Source organism: Streptomyces odontomachicola (genome assembly GCF_039605595.1).
Taxonomy (GTDB): domain Bacteria; phylum Actinomycetota; class Actinomycetes; order Streptomycetales; family Streptomycetaceae; genus Streptomyces.
Genome location: NZ_JBCFOK010000024.1, coordinates 22199 through 41516 on the forward strand (window position 1 = coordinate 22199; position 19318 = coordinate 41516).

Annotated in this window: 15 protein-coding genes and 1 tRNA gene; 9 read left to right on the forward strand and 7 right to left on the reverse strand. The window is 71.6% G+C overall.

Annotated features, from left to right (window positions below; all coding sequences use genetic code 11):
- Positions 1–66: 66 nt before the first annotated feature.
- Positions 67–1293, forward strand: coding sequence for a hypothetical protein (locus ABEE00_RS32455; RefSeq protein WP_345749415.1), 1227 nt, complete (start codon positions 67–69; stop codon positions 1291–1293).
- 127 nt (positions 1294–1420) lie between these two features.
- On the opposite strand, the gene ABEE00_RS32460 is transcribed toward ABEE00_RS32455, so the two are convergent.
- A complete protein-coding gene (locus tag ABEE00_RS32460) occupies positions 1421–2869 on the reverse strand; it encodes a penicillin-binding transpeptidase domain-containing protein (protein ID WP_345749355.1) in 1449 nt (482 codons plus the stop codon).
- Positions 2870–2934: 65 nt separating this feature from the next.
- Positions 2935–3843: an alpha/beta fold hydrolase gene (locus tag ABEE00_RS32465; RefSeq protein ID WP_345749356.1), complete on the reverse strand. Its 909-nt coding sequence runs from the start codon at positions 3841–3843 to the stop codon at positions 2935–2937.
- 97 nt (positions 3844–3940) lie between these two features.
- Here ABEE00_RS32465 and ABEE00_RS32470 point away from each other — a divergent pair, with 97 nt between their 5' ends.
- The 3 genes from ABEE00_RS32470 (at position 3941) to ABEE00_RS32480 (ending at position 5249) form a co-directional block, all read left to right on the forward strand.
- Positions 3941–4549, forward strand: coding sequence for a carboxymuconolactone decarboxylase family protein (locus ABEE00_RS32470; protein ID WP_345749357.1), 609 nt, complete (start codon positions 3941–3943; stop codon positions 4547–4549).
- Positions 4550–4622: 73 nt separating this feature from the next.
- Positions 4623–5096 carry a VOC family protein gene (locus tag ABEE00_RS32475; RefSeq protein ID WP_345749358.1) on the forward strand — a complete coding sequence of 158 codons (474 nt, stop codon included), beginning with the start codon at positions 4623–4625 and terminating at the stop codon, positions 5094–5096.
- 79 nt (positions 5097–5175) lie between these two features.
- Positions 5176–5249, forward strand: a tRNA-Met gene (locus tag ABEE00_RS32480).
- 90 nt (positions 5250–5339) lie between these two features.
- On the opposite strand, the gene ABEE00_RS32485 is transcribed toward ABEE00_RS32480, so the two are convergent.
- Positions 5340–6146: an IclR family transcriptional regulator gene (locus ABEE00_RS32485; RefSeq protein WP_345749359.1), complete on the reverse strand. Its 807-nt coding sequence runs from the start codon at positions 6144–6146 to the stop codon at positions 5340–5342.
- Between the two features lie 209 nt (positions 6147–6355).
- Between ABEE00_RS32485 and ABEE00_RS32490 the strand changes: the two genes are divergently transcribed.
- Positions 6356–7891 (forward strand): aldehyde dehydrogenase (NADP(+)), encoded by a 1536-nt coding sequence (locus ABEE00_RS32490; protein ID WP_345749360.1) that lies wholly within the window; start codon positions 6356–6358, stop codon positions 7889–7891.
- Between the two features lie 143 nt (positions 7892–8034).
- Entirely contained in the window at positions 8035–9096 is a 1062-nt protein-coding gene (locus ABEE00_RS32495) for an aminotransferase class V-fold PLP-dependent enzyme (protein ID WP_345749361.1), read from the forward strand.
- 102 nt (positions 9097–9198) lie between these two features.
- On the opposite strand, the gene thpD is transcribed toward ABEE00_RS32495, so the two are convergent.
- From thpD to ectA, 4 genes are all read right to left on the reverse strand, one after another.
- Positions 9199–10098, reverse strand: coding sequence for an ectoine hydroxylase (gene thpD / locus ABEE00_RS32500; RefSeq protein WP_345749362.1), 900 nt, complete (start codon positions 10096–10098; stop codon positions 9199–9201).
- A 112-nt stretch (positions 10099–10210) separates the two neighbouring features.
- A complete protein-coding gene (locus ABEE00_RS32505) occupies positions 10211–10615 on the reverse strand; it encodes an ectoine synthase (RefSeq protein WP_345749363.1) in 405 nt (134 codons plus the stop codon).
- Positions 10616–10803: 188 nt separating this feature from the next.
- The gene (gene ectB, locus ABEE00_RS32510; RefSeq protein ID WP_345749364.1) at positions 10804–12075 is read right to left on the reverse strand and encodes a diaminobutyrate--2-oxoglutarate transaminase; all 1272 of its coding nucleotides are present in this window, start codon (positions 12073–12075) and stop codon (positions 10804–10806) included.
- 297 nt (positions 12076–12372) lie between these two features.
- The gene (gene ectA / locus ABEE00_RS32515) at positions 12373–12885 is read right to left on the reverse strand and encodes a diaminobutyrate acetyltransferase (RefSeq protein ID WP_345749365.1); all 513 of its coding nucleotides are present in this window, start codon (positions 12883–12885) and stop codon (positions 12373–12375) included.
- 597 nt (positions 12886–13482) lie between these two features.
- Here ectA and ABEE00_RS32520 point away from each other — a divergent pair.
- Genes ABEE00_RS32520 through ABEE00_RS32530 form a run of 3 tightly spaced genes read left to right on the forward strand, consistent with a single transcriptional unit; the run spans position 13483 to position 19318 of the window.
- Positions 13483–13974, forward strand: coding sequence for a hypothetical protein (locus ABEE00_RS32520; RefSeq protein WP_345749366.1), 492 nt, complete (start codon positions 13483–13485; stop codon positions 13972–13974).
- The gene (locus ABEE00_RS32525; protein WP_345749367.1) at positions 13971–14651 is read left to right on the forward strand and encodes a hypothetical protein; all 681 of its coding nucleotides are present in this window, start codon (positions 13971–13973) and stop codon (positions 14649–14651) included. Before ABEE00_RS32520 ends, ABEE00_RS32525 begins: the two co-directional genes overlap by 4 nt.
- Positions 14651–19318: a putative T7SS-secreted protein gene (locus tag ABEE00_RS32530; RefSeq protein WP_345749368.1), complete on the forward strand. Its 4668-nt coding sequence runs from the start codon at positions 14651–14653 to the stop codon at positions 19316–19318. The genes ABEE00_RS32525 and ABEE00_RS32530 overlap by 1 nt, the downstream gene beginning before the upstream one ends.

Consider the following 19318-nt stretch of genomic DNA (forward strand, 5'->3'; position numbering starts at 1 on the left):
CCGTACGAGGAGTCCGTCATGCCGAACCCCCAGCCGTCTCCGGGAGGCCCCCTACGGGCCGGTCCCCTGCGGGCCGCGGCCTTCCTCTACCCCTGGGACGTGATCGGCGATCCGGAGGCCGCGCCGCGCCTCGCCGGACTCGGGATCGGGCAGGTCACCCTCGCCTCCGCGTACCACTCCACCCGCGCGCTCACCCCGCGCCACCCGGCGCACCGCGTCGTCACCGCCCGGCACTCCGCCGTGCTCTACCCGCCGGAGGCGCGGCACTGGCAGGGCCGGGCGCTGCGGCCGTGCGGGCAGCAGGACTGGGCGGTCAGCGGGCATCCGGGCGGCGCGTTCGGCGAGGCGGCCGAGGCGCTGGCGGAGGCCGGGCTGCGGGTGCACTCCTGGGCGGTGCTGGCGCACGACTCCCGGCTGGGCGGCGAGTTCCCGCAGCTCACGGTGGAGAACGCGTATGGCGACCGGTATCCGTGGGCGCCGTGCGTCGCGCAGCCGCGGGTGCGCGAGTACCTGGTCGCGCTCGCGGCGGAGGCCGGGGCGCGCCCCGGCGCGGAGGGCACCGAGCTGGAGTCCTGCGGCTGGTACGGCTTCGCCCACCTGCACGCGCACGACAAGACGCGCGGCGTGGAGCTGGGCGGCGCGGGCGAGTACGCGATGTCGCTCTGCTTCTGCGAGCACTGCCGCGCGGGGTACGAGGGCGAGGGCGCCGACCCGGAGCGGCTGCGCACGGAGGTGCGCCGGGCACTCGCGCCGCTGTGGCGCGGCGAGCGCCCGGAGATGACCGCGCCCGGCGCCTCGCGGGCCCGCGAACGGGAGCTGATCGGCGAGCTGTTGGGGGAGTACGCGGAGGCGGTGGCGCGCTGGCGGGGCGCGGCCGCGCGGAGGCTGCGCCGCGAGGCGGTCGCCGCGGTGCGCGAACGGGCGGCCCGGGAGGGCGCCGGGCAGTTCAGGGTGCTGCTGCACGCCGACCCGGCGGCGCACCGCACGGGCGCCAACGCGGGCACGGACCCGGCCGAGGCGCGCGAGGACGCCGACGGCGTGGTGGTCCCGTGCGCCGGGGGAGCGGAGGAACGGACCGAGGCACTGACCCCCTTCGCCGCCGCAGGCCGGGGCGCCGGCACCCTGGCGGCCAACTTCCCCATCGTGTCGGGGATGGGCGGCAGCCCGGAGAGCCTGGCGGCAGACGCCGCGCACGCCGCCGACCTGGGCGCGACCGAGCTGCGGCTGTATCACGCGGGCTTGGCCTCGGACGCGGATCTGGAGCACGTGCGGCGCTGCCCCTTCGCCACATAGCCCGCACACATCACAGGCACACATCACAGGCGCGCAAAGCGAAGACCCCGCGCCGGAGTCACCGGCCGGCGCGGGGCCTTCGCGGAATCGGGGGACGGAGCCTGGGGGTGCGCTCCGGCCCCACGTCTCAGCCGAGCGACGCCTGCATCATGGCCTTGGCCACGGGCCCCGCGAGACCGCTGCCGCTGATCTCGGCGCGCTTCGCGTCCGAGTCCTCGACCACCACGGCCACGGCCAGCTTCTTGCCCTGGCTGTTCTCCGCCCAGGAGGTGAACCAGGCGTACGGCGTGCCGGAGTTGTCCACGCCGTGCTGCGCGGTACCGGTCTTGCCGCCCACGGTCATGCCGGGGATCTTCGCGTTCGTCCCCGTACCGGAGTCGACCACCGTCTTCATGGCGGACTTGAGCTGCGTCGCCGCGCCCTCGCTCATGACCCGCTTGCTGTCGCCCCCGTACGTCTGGAGCGCGGTGCCGCCGCTGTCCTGCACCTGGGAGACCATGTGCGGGTCGGTGAGCTCGCCGCCGTTCGACACGGCCTGCGAGACCATCGCCATCTGGAGCGGCGTCGCGGTCACCTCGTACTGCCCGATGCCCGAGAGCCCGGTCTGCGCGTCGTCCATCTTCTTCGGGTAGATGCTCTTGTACGCGCGGACCGGGATGTCCTGCTTGTCGTTGTTGAAGCCGAACTTCTCGGCCTGCGCGCGCACCTTGTCGGCGCCCAGGTCGGCGGCCATCTTCGCGAAGACGGTGTTGCAGGAGTACTTGAGCGCCGTGCGGATCGTCGCGTTCTCGCAGGGCGCGCTCTTGTTCTCGTTGTCCAGCGGGGTCTGCGAGCCCTTGAGGGTGTACGGGTCCGGGCTGTGGGTCTTCTCGTCCACCGAGGAGTAGAGCCCGTCCTCCAGCGCGGCCGCGGCGACCACCACCTTGAAGGTGGAACCGGGCGGGACCGGCTGCCGCAGTGCCCTGTTGAGCATCGGCTGGTTCTTGTCCTTGCTCAGCTTGTTCCAGGCGGCGGCGTCCTTGTCCCCGCTCCCGCTGATCTTGGACGGGCCGAAGGAGGGGGTGCTGACCATGCCCTCGATCTTCCCGCTGGACGGGTCGATCGCGACGGCAGCGCCCTTCTTCTTGCCGAGCGTCTTGTAACCGGCCTGCTGGACCTTGGGGTCGATGGTCGTGATCACGTTCCCCGGCTTCGCGTGCCCGCCGGTGATCGCGTCCATCGGGTCCTTGAGCCGGTCGTCCTTGCCGTCCAGGACGTCCTGGTAGATCCCCTCCAGTTGCGTCGCACCGCGCGCCTGCGACTGGTAACCGGTCACGGCGGAGTACAGGTCGCCCTGCGAATAGGTGCGCTTGTACTTGAAGTCCCCGCTGTTGACCTCCTTCGACCCGGTGACCGGCTTGCCGCCCACGATGATGTCCCCGAACGGACTCCCGTACTGCTCGATGGTCGTCCGCCGGTTGTCGTCGTCCTCCGCGAGCGCCTGGCCCTCGACCACCTGCATCCAGGTCGCCCGCACCAGCAGGGCGAGCACCAGAGCGAGGATCACGACGGAGGCGCGCCTGACTGTCCTGTTCATCTCCGGGGGAAAACGCGGGAACCGGGACAGGCGGTTCCGGTACGGGGCCGATTCTCAGCGAACATTCATCTCCGGTCGTCCCCCGAGCCGGGAGAACGACCGTTCTCCAGGAAGGCGCGCAGCTCAGCGACGAGCCGGGCCGGCTGGTCCCGGGGGATCAGCGCGTAGCTGTCCGGGATCTCGGCGTACGAGGAACGCGGCAGCAGCGCGGCGAGCCGGCGCCCGTGCTCGGGCGGCATCACCCTGTCCTCGGCGGCCCACGCCACCAGCGCCGGGCGGTCGAACCCGCGCAGCGCCTCCGACCAGCGCGCCAGCTCGGCGGGCTGCGGCACCCCGCGCAGGTACTTGTGCAGGTCGCGGCGGACCCCGGCGCTCGTGCGCAGCGGCCGGAACCACGCGTCCACCAGCTCGGGCGGCAGCGGCCGCTTCGCCATCCAGCCCCAGGTCATGGGCAGACGCTGCGCGGGCCGCAGCCGCATCGCGTACGCCGCGAGCCCCAGGCCCGCGCCGCGCGGGATCTTCCCCAGCAGCCCGAGATTGCGGCCCGGCAGCCCGGGCGGGTAGTTGGTGAACGCCTCGCAGGAGGTGAGGACCAGCCGCCCGACGCGCTCGTCGCGCCCCTCGGCGACCAGCGCCTGGGCGCCGCCCCAGTCGTTCAGCACCAGCGTCACGTCCCGCAGGTCCAGCGACTCCAGGAACTCCGCGACCAGCAGCGCCACACCCCGTACCGACAGATCCGCGTCCGGGCGCATCGGCCGGGCGTGGCCGCCCAGCGGCAGCGTCGGCACCACGCACCGGTACGCAGCACTCAGCCCCTCGGTGCCCTCGCCGCCCCCCGCGCCCGGCTCCCCGTAGACGACCCGGTCCCACAGTGAACCGTCCATCGCGACCCCGTGCAGCAGGACGACGACGGTGCCCTCGCCCCCGGTGTCCTCGTACGTGACGGTCCCCGCGCTCAGGCGAACCTCGGGCATGAAACGGGCCTCCCCGGTACTCGGTGTCACATCGGCGTGCTCGAACCCGTCGTCAGGGTGTCAGAGGCCGATCCGATCCGGAACGGAGTGACCGGACATGCCCCGCATCTCGCTCAACCCGCCCAGAACGCTGCTGCTGCGCCTCGTCGAGTGGTACTCGCGGCGCACGTACGGCGAAGTGCTGGAGCCGCTGCGCGCCACGGCGCACAACATGCCCGTGCTGATGGCCACCGCCCGCTTCGAGCAGCGCGTCGCCAAGTGGAAGGCCCTGGACCCGGGCCTCAAGCACCTCGCCGAGATGGTCACGGCCGTGCGTATCGGCTGCTCCTGGTGCGTGGACTTCGGCCACTGGCTGGCCGAGGAGCACGGGCTGCCCATGGAGAAGATCCAGTACGTGCCGGAGTGGCGCGAGCACCGCGAGCTGTTCACCCTGACCGAGCTGCGGGTCATGGAGTTCGCCAAGGCCATGACCGAGACCGAGCCGGCGGTCACCGACGAGCTGGCCGAGCCGCTGGTGCGGGAGCTGGGGGAGCGCGCGTTCGTCGAGCTCGTGGCCATGATCGCGGTGGAGAACCAGCGTTCTCGCACCAACGCGGCGCTCGGCATGACGGGCCAGGGCTTCTCCGACCGGTGTGAGGTGCCGCTGCGGACCGGCGCCGCCGCGCGCGGCGGTACCGGGGCGCGGGACGGCGCCGCCGGGCGATGAATCCCGTCCGCGCCGGCGGTCTCTCCTGTGTGGCGCTCCCGCGCGAGGGGCGCAGGGACCCGAGGAGGGCACCATGCAGAAGATCACCCCCACTCTGTGGTTCGACGGGAAGGCCGAGGAGGCGGCGCAGTTCTACACGTCCGTCTTCGACAACTCCCGGATCACCGATGTGCAGCGGTACGGCAAGGCGGGCCCCGGTGAGGAGGGCTCGGTCATGCTCGTGGTCTTCGAGCTCGACGGGCTGCGGTACCAGGCGCTGAACGGCGGCCCGGAGTTCACCTTCAACGAGGCCGTCTCGCTCAGCGTGGACTGCGCCTCGCAGGAGGAGGTCGACCGGCTGTGGTCCACCCTCACGGCGGACGGCGGACAGGAGGGCCCGTGCGGGTGGCTCAAGGACAAGTACGGGCTGTCCTGGCAGATCGTCCCGAGGGAGCTGATGACGCTGATGGCAGACCCGGACCCGGACGTCTCGGCGCGGGTCGCGGGCGAGCTGTTCCGCATGAAGAAGATCGACGTCGCGGCGCTCAGGGAGGCCGCGCGCGGCTGACGCGCTGACACCCCGCGGCGGGCCCGTGAGAAGCGATTTCCGTTCACCGGGTCTCGTGTCGTAGAGTTGTGCACATCGCCGCGGGGTGGAGCAGCTCGGTAGCTCGCTGGGCTCATAACCCAGAGGTCGCAGGTTCAAATCCTGTCCCCGCTACTGATGAGAAAGAGGGCCGGTGCACTGCACCGGCCCTCTTCTTCTTGTGCGCGCGCTGTCTTGCGCCCGCCCGGAAGGGGGCCCGCGGCCTCAGAGCCGCCGCGTCGCCAGGGCCAGCCTGTCGCGGGCGTCGAACAGGGCGTCCTTGATGCGCTGTTCGTGGTCCGGGGTGAGCCGCGCCGCCGGCACCGAGCAGCTCACCGCGTCGCGGGCCGGGCTGCGGTACGGGATGGCGACGCCGAAGCAGCGCAGGCCCAGCGTGTTCTCCTCGCGGTCGATCGCGTACCCCTGCTCGCGCACCGCGCGCAGCTCCTCGATGAGGCGCTCGCGGTCGGTGAGGGTGTGCTCGGTGAGCGCGGGCAGCGTCTCGGGGAGCATCTTGCGCACCTGCTCGTCGTCGTACGTGGCGAGCAGCGCCTTGCCCAGCGAGGTCGAGTGCGCGGGCAGCCGGCGCCCGACGCGGGTGAACGGGCGCAGATAGTGCTGCGACTGGCGGGTCGCCAGATAGACGACGCTGGTGCCGTCCAGGCGCGCCAGGTGGATGGTCTCGGTGGTGTCGTCGGACAGCTGGTCCAGGGTCGGGCGGGCCGCAGCGACGACCTCGTCTCCGTCGATGTACGACGTGCCGACCAGCAGCGCGCGTACGCCGATGCCGTACCGCGTGCCCGTGGAGTCCGTTTCCACCCAGCCGAGTTCGACCAGGGTGCGCAGCAGCATGTAGAGGCTGGACTTGGGGTACCCGACGGCCTCCTGGACCGCGGCGAGGGAGTGCATGCCGGGCCGTCCGGCGAAGTACTCCAGCAACTCCACCGTGCGCACGGCGGACTTGACCTGGGAACCCTGCGCCGCGGCCGGGCCCTGGGCCGCGGCCTGCGCGCCCGTCTCGCCAGTTGACATGGAACCTTGACCCCCTTGTGACGGCGCTCATAGAGTCCCGAGCCGGTGCATTCACTGACTGGGACGCCGTTCAGCATATCGAACAGGACCTCCCGCTCAAGGGCACCGGCGGCCGGTCCCGCGGCCCGGAGCGCGTGATGTTCCGGGCGCCAACTCGACCGAGGGGCCCGGCGGTTCATCCCGAAGGCAGCCTGCGAAAGGAACGCGCGGTGGCGGCAGAACCAGTGTGGAGCGTTGACCCCCGGACCGGAAAGCAGCGCGAGCAGGCGGCGACCGAGGCCACGGCCGGTGACGTGGACGCCGCGGTGCGCGCGGCGCACGCGCAGCGTGACGCCCTGCGCGACCGCACCGTCCGCGCGGCCTTCCTGCGCGCTGCGGCCGGCCGTCTGGACGCGGCGCGGGACGAACTCGTGCGCACGGCCGACGCGGAGACCGCGCTCGGCGAGACCCGGCTGACCGGCGAGGTCGGCCGCACCACGGGGCAGCTTCGGGCCTTCGCCGACGAGGTGGAGGACGGCGGCTACCTGGACGTGATCATCGACCACGCCGCGCCGGACGCCACCCCGCCCCGGCCCGATCTGCGCCGATACAAGGTGCCGCTGGGCGTCGTCGCGGTGTACGCCGCCTCCAACTTCCCGCTGGCGTTCTCCGTTCCCGGCGGCGACACGGCGAGCGCCCTCGCCGCGGGCTGCCCCGTCGTCGTGAAGGCGCACCCCGGGCACCCGGCCACCTCCGAGCTGTGCGCGCGCGAACTGCGCGCCGCCGCCGAGGACTCGGGGCTTCCCGCCGATGTGTTCGCGGTGGTGCACGGCTTCGAGGCGGGCGTGGAGCTGGTGAAGCACCCGCTGGTGGAGGCCGCGGGATTCACCGGTTCGGTACGGGGCGGACGCGCGCTGCACGACGCGGCCGCCGCACGCCCGCGCCCCATCCCCTTCCACGGCGAACTGGGCTCCCTCAACCCGGTGGTGGTCACCGAGGCCGCCGCCGAGGAGCGCGCCGAGGCCGTCGGCGCGGGGCTCGCCGCCTCCATGACGCAGGGCACCGGGCAGTTCTGCACCAAGCCCGGCTTCGTCCTCGTACCCCAGGGGCCGTCGGGGGACCGGCTGGTCAAGTCGCTGACCGAGACGGTCGGTTCGGCCGCGCAGGGGCCGCTGCTGGACACCCGCATGCGCGAGGCCTTCATCGACGGCATCGCCGAACGGGCCCGGCTCGAGGGCGTGGAGTCCCCGGTCACCGCGGGGGCGGGCGAGGGCACCGGGGTCACGCCCGGCTTCCTCACGGTGGACGCGGAACGGCTCGCCGCGGGCGGCACCCACGACCTGCTGCTGGAGGAGTGCTTCGGGCCCGTGACCGTCGTGGCGCGGTACCGGGACGAGGACGAGATCGCCGCCGTGCTCGGCAGGATGCACGGCAACCTCACCGCGACCGTGCAGCTCTCCACCGAGGAGGCCGCGGGCGACGGGCGCGCCGCCGATCTGCTCCAGCGGCTCACCCCGCTCGCCGGCCGCGTCCTGGTCAACGGCTGGCCCACCGGGGTCGCCGTGGTCCCCGCGATGCAGCACGGCGGCCCGTACCCGGCGACCACCTCCACCTCCACCTCGGTCGGCGCGACCGCCATCGAACGCTGGCTGCGCCCCGTGGCCTACCAGGACGCGCCCGAGGTGCTGCTCCCCGCCGAGCTGCACGAGGACAACCCGCTGGGGCTGCCGCGCAGGGTGGACGGGCGCAGGGAGAGCACGCGCTGACGTACACGTCGCTGACGCGCCGTCAGGAACGGGCAGGCAACGAGCAGTAAGTGGGCGGGCCCGGGGCGCAGGTCCCGGGCCCGCCGCGCGCCCGGCGGGGAATTCGCGTGGACGCGGGGCCCTGAGTCGGTGAGACTCGCGGCATGCCCGTGACGCAGAGCCTGATCCGTACGGAGTTCTCGCCCGAAGCCACCTACCTCAACACCGCCTCGCACGGCCTCCTTCCCGCGCGCACCGCCGAGGCGCTGCACTCCCTCATGCGGGACATGACCGCGGGGCGCATCGACATGCCCGCGTACTTCGCCGTGGAGGACGAGGCGCGCGCCGCGTTCGCACGGCTGGCCGGGGTGCCCGCGTCCCGCGTCGCCACCGGCAACGCGGTGTCCGTGCACACCGGCCTGGTCGCCGCCTCGCTGCCGCAGGGCGCGGAAGTCCTCGCGGCCGAGGGCGACTTCGTGTCGGTGCTGAACCCGTTCGCCGAGCGGCCCGATCTGAAGCTGCGCACCGTTCCGCTGGAGCGGCTGCTCTCCTCGGTGGAGGAGAGCACCGCGCTGGTCACGGTCAGCGCCGTGCAGTCGGCCGACGGGCGGACCGCCGATCTCGCCGCGCTCCGCGAGGCCACCCGCGCCGTGGGCGCGCGCCTGCTCGTGGACGCCAGTCAGGCCATGGGCTGGCTCCCGGTGGACGCCGCCGACCTCGACTTCATGGTGTGCGCCGGATACAAGTGGCTGCTCGGCCCGCGCGGCGTCTCGTACCTGACCGTCTCGGAAGAGGCACAGCGCAGCGGCGCACTGCTGCCGCTGCACGCCGGGTTCACCGCATCGGAGCGGCCCTGGGACGACTGCTACGGCACGCTCGCCCATCCCGCGCGCGACGCCCGGCGGTTCGACGAGAGCACCGGCTTCTTCGCGTACGTAGGGGCCGCGCGGTCGCTCTCGCTGCTGGAGGAGATCGGGCCCGAGGCGATCGGCGCACACGACCGCGCCCTCGCGGCGCGCTTCCGCGAAGGTCTCGCGCGGCTGGGCCACGAACCGGTGCCGGGCGACGCGGCGATCGTCTCGGTGCCGGGTCTTGACGGCGTAGCGGGCCGGCTCGCCGAGGCGGGCGTCGTGGTGTCCGCCCGGGACGGCAATCTGCGCGCCGCCTTCCACCTCTACAACACGGAGGACGACGTGGACCGGCTGCTCAACGCGCTGGAGGGATAGGGGAGTCGGGCTCAGGCAAGACCAGGGGCGAGGCCGTCATGCGGCCTCGCCCCTGATCCAGTGGGCCCGTCGCGCGGACGGCGCGGGTCACGTCACCGCCGGTTACCTCACCGGTGTGAAGTCCCGTGCCCCGATGAACTCGGGACGCCGCACCGGCGCCGCGAAGGGCTCTACCGCCGTGTTCTCCACGCTGTTGAAGACGATGAAGACATTGCTCCGCGGATACGGAGTGATGTTGTCACCGCTCCCATGCATGCAGTTGCAGTCGAACCAGGTCGCCGAGCCGGCCTCGCCGGTGAACAGCTTGATGCCGTGCGCGTCGGCGAACTTCTCCAGCGCCTCGTCGGAGGGGGTGCCGGCGTCCTGCATCTGCAGCGACTTCTTGTAGTTGTCCTTCGGCGTCTCGCCCGCGCAGCCGAGGAAGGTCTTGTGCGACCCCGGCATGATCATGAGCCCGCCGTTGGTGTCGTAGTTGCGGGTCAGCGCGATCGAGACCGAGACGGTGCGCATGTTGGGCAGGCCGTCCTCGGCGTGCCAGGTCTCGAAGTCGGAGTGCCAGTAGAAGCCCGTGGCGCCGAAGCCCGGCTTCACGTTGATCCGGGACTGGTGGACGTAGACGTCCGAGCCCAGGATCTGACGGGCGCGGCCCACTACACGCGGGTCCCTCACCAGTTCGGCGAAGACCTCGCTGATCTTGTGCACCTCGAACACGGACCGGATCTCCTGCGACTTGGGCTCGACGATGGAGCGCTCGTCGGCGCGGATCACCGGATCCGAGGTGAGCCGTTCCAGCTCCCGGCGGAGCTTGTCGACCTCATCGGAGGTGATGAGGGACGGCTGCGCCAGAAACCCGTCCCGCTCGAAGTCCGCCAGTTCCGTGGCCTGGAAGGGCCCCGGAGCACCCGGCTCGGACCACACCACGGGGTCCATGCGCGGAGTGGCCACCTCGGTGGCGCCGCGCGTCGGGTACAGGTCGGCGGAACGCTCGGGTGCGGTGGTCATGGTGTTGCCTTCCTCTCCTCTCGTACGACCCTTTCTCTGGGCGGACGGCCGAAGGATCGGCCCACTGCGCCGTGTGCGGGGGCGGTTGTCGCCGCCCCCGCACACTTGGCGTTCAGCTGTCTTCGGGCTCGGTGAGCAGCGGGTAGACGCCGTTCTCGTCGTGGTCCTCGCGACCGGTAACCGGCGGGTTGAAGACGCAAACACACCGGAAGTCCGTCTTGGGACGCATGGTGTGCTTCTCGTGCCCGTTCAGCAGGTACATCGTCCCCGGGCTGATCCAGTGCTTCTCGCCGGTCTCGTCATTGGTGAGTTCGGCCTCTCCCTCCACACACAGCACGGCCTCGATGTGGTTCGCGTACCACATAGAGGTCTCGGTACCCGCGTACAGGGTGGTCTCGTGCAGTGAGAAGCCCACGCGCTCCTTGGCGAGCACGATCCGCTTGCTCTCCCAGGTGCCCGAGGCCGCCTTGACGTGGCGGTCGGTGTTCTCGATGTCCTTGAACGAACGAACGATCACGGTGGCGTTCAGCCCTTTCTCTGATGGTACGGGGGGTGCGGATGACCGGCACGGCCGCGGCGCGGCGGCCCCACCGGTCCCACGGGGCGACCCGCCCCGGCAGGGCCGGAGCGGGTCGGGTACTTCGGTACCGGACGTTACGCGGTGATACGGGACTTACGGGGTCTCGCGCACCGCACACACGCGACTTACGCGGTTTCGCGTACCGCGCGGGCCAGGATGCGCAGGCCCTCGTCCAGCTCCTCCGGCGTGATGGTCAGCGAGGGCAGCAGCTTCACCGTCTCGCTCTGCGGACCGCAGTCCTCCAGCAGCATGCCCAGCTCGAAGGCGCGCGCGCAGACCTTGCCCGCGCGGTCCTTGTCGTGGAACTCCAGGCCCCAGGCCAGGCCGCGGCCGCGCACGCCGGCGACGACGTCCGCGCCGTGCTCGGCCTCGATGGCCTTGAGCGCGCGCTCGACCTGCTCGCCGCGGTCCAGCGTCTGCTTCTCCATCTGCGCGTCGTTCCAGTACGTCTGGATGGCGGCGGTCGCGGTGACGAAGGCCGGGTTGTTGCCGCGGAAGGTGCCGTTGTGCTCGCCCGGCGCCCACACGTCCAGCTCCGGCTTGAAGAGGGTGAGCGCCAGCGGCAGGCCGTAGCCGCCGATCGACTTGGACACCGTGATGATGTCCGGGGTGATCCCGGCGTCCTCGAAGGAGAAGAAGCCGCCGGTGCGGCCGCAGCCCATCTGGATGTCGTCGACGATCAGCAGCATGTCGTGCCGGCGGCACAGGTCCTCGAGGTTGCGCAGCCACTGGGCGCTGGCGACGTTGATGCCGCCCTCGCCCTGCACGGTCTCCACGATGACCGCTGCGGGCTTGTTCAGGCCCGAGCCCTGGTCCTCCAGGAGGCGCTCGAACCACACGAAGTCGTCGGTGGCGCCGTCCAAGTAGTCGTCGAAGGGCATCGGGGTGCCGTGCACCAGCGGGATGCCCGCGCCGGCCCGCTTGAAGGCGTTGCCGGTCACCGCGAGCGAGCCCAGCGACATGCCGTGGAAGGCGTTGGTGAAGGACACGATCGACTCGCGGCCCTTGACCTTGCGGGCCAGCTTCAGCGCGGCCTCCACGGCGTTGGTGCCGGTCGGGCCCGGGAACATGACCTTGTGGTTGAGCCCGCGCGGCTCCAGGATCGTGCTCTTGAAGGTCTCCAGGAACGCACGCTTGGCCGAGGTGGACATGTCCAGCCCGTGCGTGACGCCGTCCCGCTCGATGTAGTCGATCAGGGCGCGTTTCAGCACGGGGTTGTTGTGGCCGTAGTTGAGCGTCCCGGCCCCGGCGAAGAAGTCGAGGTAGGTGTGGCCGTCCTCGTCGTACATGTGCGCGCCCTGCGCACGGTCGAACACGGTCGGCCAGCCGCGGCAGTAGCTGCGGACCTCCGACTCGACGGTCTCGAAGACGCTCAGGTCCGGCTGGGTGATGGTCACAGCAATACTCCTGGGAGTGAGTCGCGAGAAGAAGAAAGTCTGGGGGCGTGCTTGCTTGCCTGGTCGGGGGGTGTCCGCTGCGCGGGCGGTGCGGTGCGGCGGTGCACCGTGCGCCACGCTGCGGGCCTCAGGCCAACCCGCGCGGTCCGACGCCGGGTTGAACGCGAAGCAGTCGTCTGGGGTGCTGGCGCTGTCGGTTGTGCTTGATGTGCGGTTGCGCGGCCGGATCGTCCGGTGCGCCGCGCCGCGCGGGGGCACGCCGTTGACACCCTGCGCGGCGGCGCGGTACGGCGTACGTCAGCGCGAGGCGCCTGGGTACGCCACCGGGCCTATCCGGTACAGCACTTCGGGCTCGTGGCCGGCCTCCGGGAACACATCGGCGTCGAACAGGACCTCCTTGGCGACGGGCGCTCCGTGCCGCTCCGCGTAGGAGGTGAACAGCCGGTTGGACGGGACGTTGTCCGGGGTGACCGTGGTCTCGATCGCCTCGATTCCGTGCGTCTCCGCGACCCGGACGGACAGCCCGTCCAGCATCGCCGCGGCGAGGCCGCGCCCGCGCGCCGCCTCGTCTACTGCCACCTGCCACACCAGGAGGGTCCCGGGGGCCGAGGGACGGAGATAGCCGGTGATGAAGCCGACCGGCTCGCCAGACTCGGCCCGGGCCACAGCGGAGGTGTCGGCGAAGTCGCGACACCACAGGAGGTAGCTGTAGGAGGAGTTCAGATCGAGCGTCCTGGAGTCGCGGGCGATGCGCCACAGCGCCGCCCCGTCTTCCATACGAGGAGCGTCGAGCTTCAGTCCCTCCGGCATTTCCAGGAAATCGCTATGGGCACGTGCATGGTCTGCTTGTGCGGCGGTCATGCAGATTGAATTTACCCAGCAGAATCGCAAAACGCACGGGGAGGCGGGGTTACGCAAGAGGGCCCTCATGTGTTATCGCGCGGGGGCGCGCAGGGGCGCGAGCCCCCCGAATCCTGGGTGGTCAAGTCCCGTTTTAACCGGACGAACCGGACGCTCTGTGGGGTCGGTCACATTGCCGCAACACGATGGAGACGCGCCCGGAATAGCCGGGTTGGCGGCTACGAAATCTTGGCGTTTAAGCCTGCGGAGAGCGGGCATAAGAATACGGGACGCTACGCTCGAAAAGCGCAAGGAAATGCGCCCCCATTATGCACGCGGGCCGCATGATGCGGCAGCCCCTCGCGTAATTCCAAACGAATGAGTGAGGGTGCGCGCACGGAGAGCACCGACGGCGTTCACGCGATGTTCTCCCGCTTCCCCCTTTCGATCTTCTTTCCCGCTCTCCCGTGACAGCGGAGTCACGGTGTGCTGCCGCGCGTTGCCGCGCTGTCAGTGGCCCCGGTTACGGTGGCGGCGAAGCGGGACACGGGGAGCCGGGGAGGACGCGTGGAGGGGTACGGGGCCGGAAGTGGGGCCGGTAGCGGGGCTGCGAGCCCGGAGCTGGCCGAGCACTTCGGGGCGATGCGGGAGGGGCGGGGCGATCCCGCCGCCATGCTGGGCGAGTTCCGGCGCACGGCGGTGCTGGTGCCGCTGGAGGAGGGCAGGCCCCTCGCCGGTGAGTACGGCGGCGTGCGCTGGATCCACACCTTCACCGACGAGCAGCAGCTCGGTCTCTTCCTCCGCGCGCAGGGCCGGGTCGCCTCCGGGGCCTCTGGAGCCTCCGGGGAGTACGAGTACGCCGCGGTGCTGGGCGCGCGGCTCCTCGACGTCCTCATACCCGAGCAGGGAGTGCCGACCGGCATAGCCGTCGACGCGGCGGACGAGGAGCACGGCATGCTGCTCCCGCCGGTGCGGGGGATCGTGCCGGACGAGGTGGCGCTGGAGCTGGACGAGGAGGCGCCGGGCGAGGGGGCGCCGGTTGAGGGGGTCGCGCCGTGACCGGGGGCGGGAATGGCGGGGATCTCCACATCAGCAAGGAGGCCCTGGCCGATGTGACCAAGGGCCTGAACGCGGCGATGGACGAGCTGGGGCAGGTCGGTTCCGCGAGCGGCGCTTCGCGGGGTTCGGGCTTCGCCGATCTGGAGCTGTCGCAACTGGAGGCCGGCACCTGGGAGTTGAACAAGGCCTTCGAGGGGTTCTGCGACCGCTGGGAGTGGGGCGTGCGCGCGCTGATCGAGGACGCGAACGCGCTGGCCGAGCGGTTGGACCTGGCGGCCGGCGAGGTGTGGCGCGAGGACGAGTACCAGCAGGGGACCTTCAAGTACGTGGTCAACTCCGGGATCGGCAACCCGCACCTGGACGAGGACACGGTCACCGACCGGCGCATGGGCTACGGCGACATCATGGCGCAGTGGACCTCGGGCGATGAGCGGTCGAGCGAGGAAGTGCGCCAGGACATCACCCAGCCGTGGAAGGAGGCGGGCGCCGTCGGCTGGAGCAAGGACAGCGCCACCGGCGGCCCGCTCGATCAGTACCTGGAGGCGGGCGGCCTCTCGGACGAGCAGCGCGATGGGATGCGCGAGCACATGGAGAAGCAGGCGGAGGCGGGCCGCGAGGCGCAGGCGGACCGCGACGCCGAGCACCAGCGCCGGGTGTGGAACGGGGGCGAGGACTGATGGCCTGGTGGAACGACATCGTGCCCGACCAGGTGAGCGACGCGCTGGACGAGGCCGGGCAGAAGGTCGGCGGGGCGATCGAGGACGGCGCCGACGCGACCGCCGACTGGATGGACCGGCACGACTGGTCCAAGGGCGCGTCCAACTGGGTGCGGGAGAAGGGCGATTCGGCGGGCAGCGCGCTGGGCGCCGAGGTGGACGAGGAGGAGCTGGGGCAGAGCGAGGACCCGGCCAAGCTGATCCACGGCAGCCCGGAGAAGCTGCGCTCGACCGCCACCCACCTGAAGGAGTTCCAGAAGGCGTTCACGCAGGTCGCGCGCGGTCTCAAGGGGATGGACTCGGAGCACCTGCGGGGCAGGGCGGCCGACGCCTTCCGCGAGAAGGTGTCCATCCAGCCGGGCCGTTGGCACAAGGCGGCCGAGGCGTGCGGCAAGGCGGCAGGCGCGCTGGAGGACTTCGCGGGCACGGTGGCCTGGGCGCAGAAGCAGGCCAAGGAGGCCATCGCCCGCTACAAGCAGGGGCAGTCCGCCTCCTCCGCGCACGAGGAGGCCGCCTCCCGCTACCGCGAGGCGGTGGAGAAGGCGGCCAAGGCCGGGAAGTCGGCGCGCGCGGCGGCCAAGGACCCGCACATGCCCGACAAGCCAGCCGACTCCGACCCCGGCGACGCGCACCGCAAGGCGGCCAGGGAGATCCTGCGCGAGGCACGGCGGCAGCGCGACGAGGCCTCGGACCGAGCGGTGCGGGCGGTGTCGGCGGCGCGGGAAGAGGCCCCGCCCAAGCCGGAGTTCGGCGACCGGTATGTCTCCGGGCTGCACGGACTGAGGCTGGCCTCCGACCACTTCGCCGCGGGCGTGTTCAAGGGCGCCGCCGGCACGCTGGCCTTCGTCCGCAGCGTCGTCCCGTACGACCCGTACAACCTGACCCACCCCACCGAGTACGCCACCTCCCTCAACTCCACGCTGGCCGGCCTGGTGCAGTCGGGCAGCGACCCGGTGGGCACGGGCAAGCAGATGTGGGCGGACTTCAAGAAGGACCCCGATGAGGGGTTCGGCCGCCTGCTCCCCGACGCCATCGGCGCCAAGGGCCTGGGCCGGCTGAAGGGGATCGCCCGGGCGGGGAGGGCGGTGGAGAAGCACGTGCCCGAGCCCCATAAGCGGCCGGGCCACGAGCAGTTGGAGAACGACGGGCCGGAGCAGCACAGGGACCCTGACCGTCAGCGCGATTGCGACGGGACCGACCCGGTCGATTTCGCGACGGGCCGGATGTTCCTGCCGCAGACGGATGTGGAGCTGCCGGGCGCGCTGCCGCTGGTCTTCCGGCGCCGGGTGGAGTCCGGTTACCGGGCCGGCCGGTGGTTCGGCCCCTCCTGGGCGAGCACCGTGGACCAGCGGCTGGAGATATCCGCCGCGGGCATCGTGCTGGTCACCGACGGTGGGCTGCTGTTGAAGTACCCGCACCCGGCCCCCGGCCTGCCGACCCTTCCCGTCACCGGACCGCGCTGGCCCCTGGAGCGCACGCCCGAGGGCGACTACACCCTCGACCACACCGACTCCGGACAGACCTGGCACTTCACCGGCCCTGCGGGCGGCGGCGACGGCGAGGCGCCGCTCGCGGAGATCGAGGACGGCAACGGCGCCCGGCTGACCTTCGAGTACGACGCCCAGGGCGCGCCGCGCGCGATCGTGCACTCGGGCGGCTACCACCTGAAGGTGGCCACGGCCGGCGGCCGGGTGGCCGCGCTCTCCCTGGCCGGCGCGGCCGAGGACGGCGGGGACCAGGAGCTGTGCCGGTACGGCTACGACGAGAGCGGCAACCTCACCGGGGTGCGCGGCGCCGCGGGCGGGGTGCTGGGCTTCGCCTACGACGACCAGCGCCGGATCACGGCGTGGGTGGACTCCAACGACCGCCGCTACGAGTACGCCTACGACGAGCGGCACCGCTGCATCGCCGAAGGCAGCCCCGAGGGGCACGTCGCGCTGCGCATCGACCACGACGGCCACGACGCCGAGACCGGCCACCGCGTGGTGACCGCCACCACCGGCGAGGGGCACGTCACCCGCCGCCTGGTCGACGCCGCGTACAAGGTCCGCGCTGTCACCGACCCGCTGGGCCACACCACCCGCAGCGCGTACAACGGCCACGGTGCGCTGGCCGCGCGTACCGACGCCCTGGGCCGCACCGTCGGCTTCGGTTACGACGAGGCCGGGCGCCTGGCCTCCGTCACCCGGCCCGACGACAGCCGCATCACGGTCGGCCGCAACGACATCGGCCTGCCCACGGAGGTCGTGGAGGCGGACGGCTCGGTGTGGCGCTACGCCTACGACGACCGCGGCAACCGCACCTCCGCGACCGACCCCTCAGGCGCCACGACCTCCTACACCTACGACGCCTCCGGCCACCTCACCTCCGTCACCGACGCGTTGGGCGCGGTCACGCGGGTGCGGTGTGACGCGGCCGGGCTCCCCGTGGAGATCACCGACGCGGGCGGCGGGGTGACCTCGTACGCGCGCGACGCCTTCGGGCGGCCGACGGCGATCGTCGATCCGCTCGGTTCCGTCACCCGCCTCGTGTGGACGCTCGAGGGCAGGCTCGCGCGCCGAATACGGCCCGGCGGGGCGGAGGAGGCGTGGGAATACGACGGCGAGGGCAACTGCGTCACGTATGTGGACGCGGCGGGCGGCGTCACGCGCTATGAGTACGGCCACTTCGACCTGCTCACGGCGCAGACCGGGCCTGACGGCGTGCGGTACGCCTTCACCCACGACGCTGAGCTGCGCCTGACCCGGGTCACCAACCCCCAGGGCCTGACCTGGGATTACGCCTACGACCCGGCCGGCCGTCTGGTCTCCGAGACGGACTTCGACGACCGTACGGTGCGGTACGAGCACGATGCGGCGGGGCAGCTTCGTACGCGTACGACCGCGCTGGGCGAGACCATCGCCTTCGAACGCGACGCGCTCGGCCGCATCGTGCGCAAGGACGCGGCGGGCGCGGTCACCGACTTCGCATACGACCCGGCGGGGCGGCTGCTGTCCGCCTCCGGGCCGGACGCTGAGGTCGTCTACCAGCGCGACAAGCTCGGCCGCGTCAAGACCGAGCTGGTCAACGGGCGGGCGCTGGCGCACGGTTACGACGCGCTGGGGCGCCCGACGCGGCGGGTGACGCCGACCGGGGCGGTGACGACGTACGCGTACGACGCGGCGGGCAACCGCACGGAGGTGACCGCGGGCGGCCGGTCGCTGAGCTTCGAGCACGACGCGCTCGGGCGGGAGACGGGGCGGCGGGTCGGTGACGCGGTGGGCCTGTCCCAACTGTGGGACCCGGCGGGACGGTTGTCGGAGCTGACCGTGACCGGGGTCGGCGCGGGGACGGTCCAGCACCGTTCCTACACCTACCGGCCCGATGGCTATCTGACCGGCATCGATGATGCGTTGAACGGCCCGAGCCGCTTCACCCTCGACCCGGCCGGCCGGGTCACGGCGGTCGAGGCGCGCCGCTGGCAGGAGTCGTACGCGTACGACGCGGCGGGGAACCAGACGCGGGCGAGCTGGCCCGAGAAGCACGCGTCGGCGGAGGCGCGGGGTGAGCGGGTGTATGCGGGCACCCGTATCCGCTCGGCTGGGGGTGTCCGTTACGAGCACGACGCGGGCGGGCGCATGGTGCTGCGCCAGAAGTCCCGTCTGTCGAAGAAGCCGGATACGTGGCGCTATGAGTGGGACGCCGAGGACCGGTTGGTGGCGTGCACGACGCCGGACGGGACGGTCTGGCGCTATCGCTACGACCCTCTCGGCCGCCGCATAGCGAAGCAGCGCATGAACGGCGACTCGATCGCCGAGCAGATCGACTTCACCTGGGACGGCCCCACCCTCATCGAACAGACCACGACCGGCCCCGAGTTGCCCGACCCGGTCACCCTGACCTGGGACCACAACGGCCTCCAGCCCCTGTCCCAGACGGAACGCCGCCTGGATTCCGCCACCCAGGACGAAATCGACTCCCGCTTCTACGCGATAGTCACGGACTTGGTAGGCACCCCCACGGAACTCCTCGACGAACAGGGCGAGATCGCCTGGCGCACCCGCAAAACCCTGTGGGGCACCACGGTATGGAACAAGAACGCCACGGCCCACACCCCCCTACGCTTCCCGGGTCAATACCACGACCCGGAAACGGGCCTCCATTACAACGTCCACCGGCATTATGATCCGGAGACGGCGCGGTATGTCAGTCCGGATCCGCTGGGCCTTGAGCCGGCGCCGAATCCCGCCAGCTACGTCGACAATCCGCACACGTGGAGCGACCCGCTTGGTCTCGCCCCCGAGGGCTGCCCGCCGCACAAGACTTTCCCCAGTCGCAGTGCCGCGTTTCGTGGCGCGAAGCGCGACCTGGGTATTCCCATGGGGCAGCAGGCGGACGAAGTGAGCCATGTGCCGATGACTGACAAGTGGGGGAAGCCCGTCCTTGATGAGAACAAGCAGCCCATCCAGACCCGGGAGTACTCGTTCACCAGGGGAGATGGCAGCAAGGTCGTCATCCAGGATCACGGTGCCGGGCATCAGTACCATGAAGGCGGCGTGGGCGACCAAGGCCCGCACTTCAACGTCAGGCCGTCGGAGAACATCAGGACGGGCAAGGTTCCCGGCACCGCACAGCATTATGAGTATTGA

Bases quoted from the DNA above. Each gene is read 5' to 3' on its own strand.
- ABEE00_RS32460 (WP_345749355.1), bottom strand. From the start codon at position 2,869: ATGAACAGGACAGTCAGGCGCGCCTCCGTCGTGATCCTCGCTCTGGTG.
- ABEE00_RS32465 (WP_345749356.1), bottom strand. From the start codon at position 3,843: ATGCCCGAGGTTCGCCTGAGCGCGGGGACCGTCACGTACGAGGACACC.
- ABEE00_RS32470 (WP_345749357.1), top strand. From the start codon at position 3,941: ATGCCCCGCATCTCGCTCAACCCGCCCAGAACGCTGCTGCTGCGCCTC.
- ABEE00_RS32475 (WP_345749358.1), top strand. From the start codon at position 4,623: ATGCAGAAGATCACCCCCACTCTGTGGTTCGACGGGAAGGCCGAGGAG.
- ABEE00_RS32485 (WP_345749359.1), bottom strand. From the start codon at position 6,146: ATGTCAACTGGCGAGACGGGCGCGCAGGCCGCGGCCCAGGGCCCGGCC.
- ABEE00_RS32495 (WP_345749361.1), top strand. From the start codon at position 8,035: ATGCCCGTGACGCAGAGCCTGATCCGTACGGAGTTCTCGCCCGAAGCC.
- thpD (WP_345749362.1), bottom strand. From the start codon at position 10,098: ATGACCACCGCACCCGAGCGTTCCGCCGACCTGTACCCGACGCGCGGC.
- ectA (WP_345749365.1), bottom strand. From the start codon at position 12,885: ATGCCGGAGGGACTGAAGCTCGACGCTCCTCGTATGGAAGACGGGGCG.
- ABEE00_RS32530 (WP_345749368.1), top strand. From the start codon at position 14,651: ATGGCCTGGTGGAACGACATCGTGCCCGACCAGGTGAGCGACGCGCTG.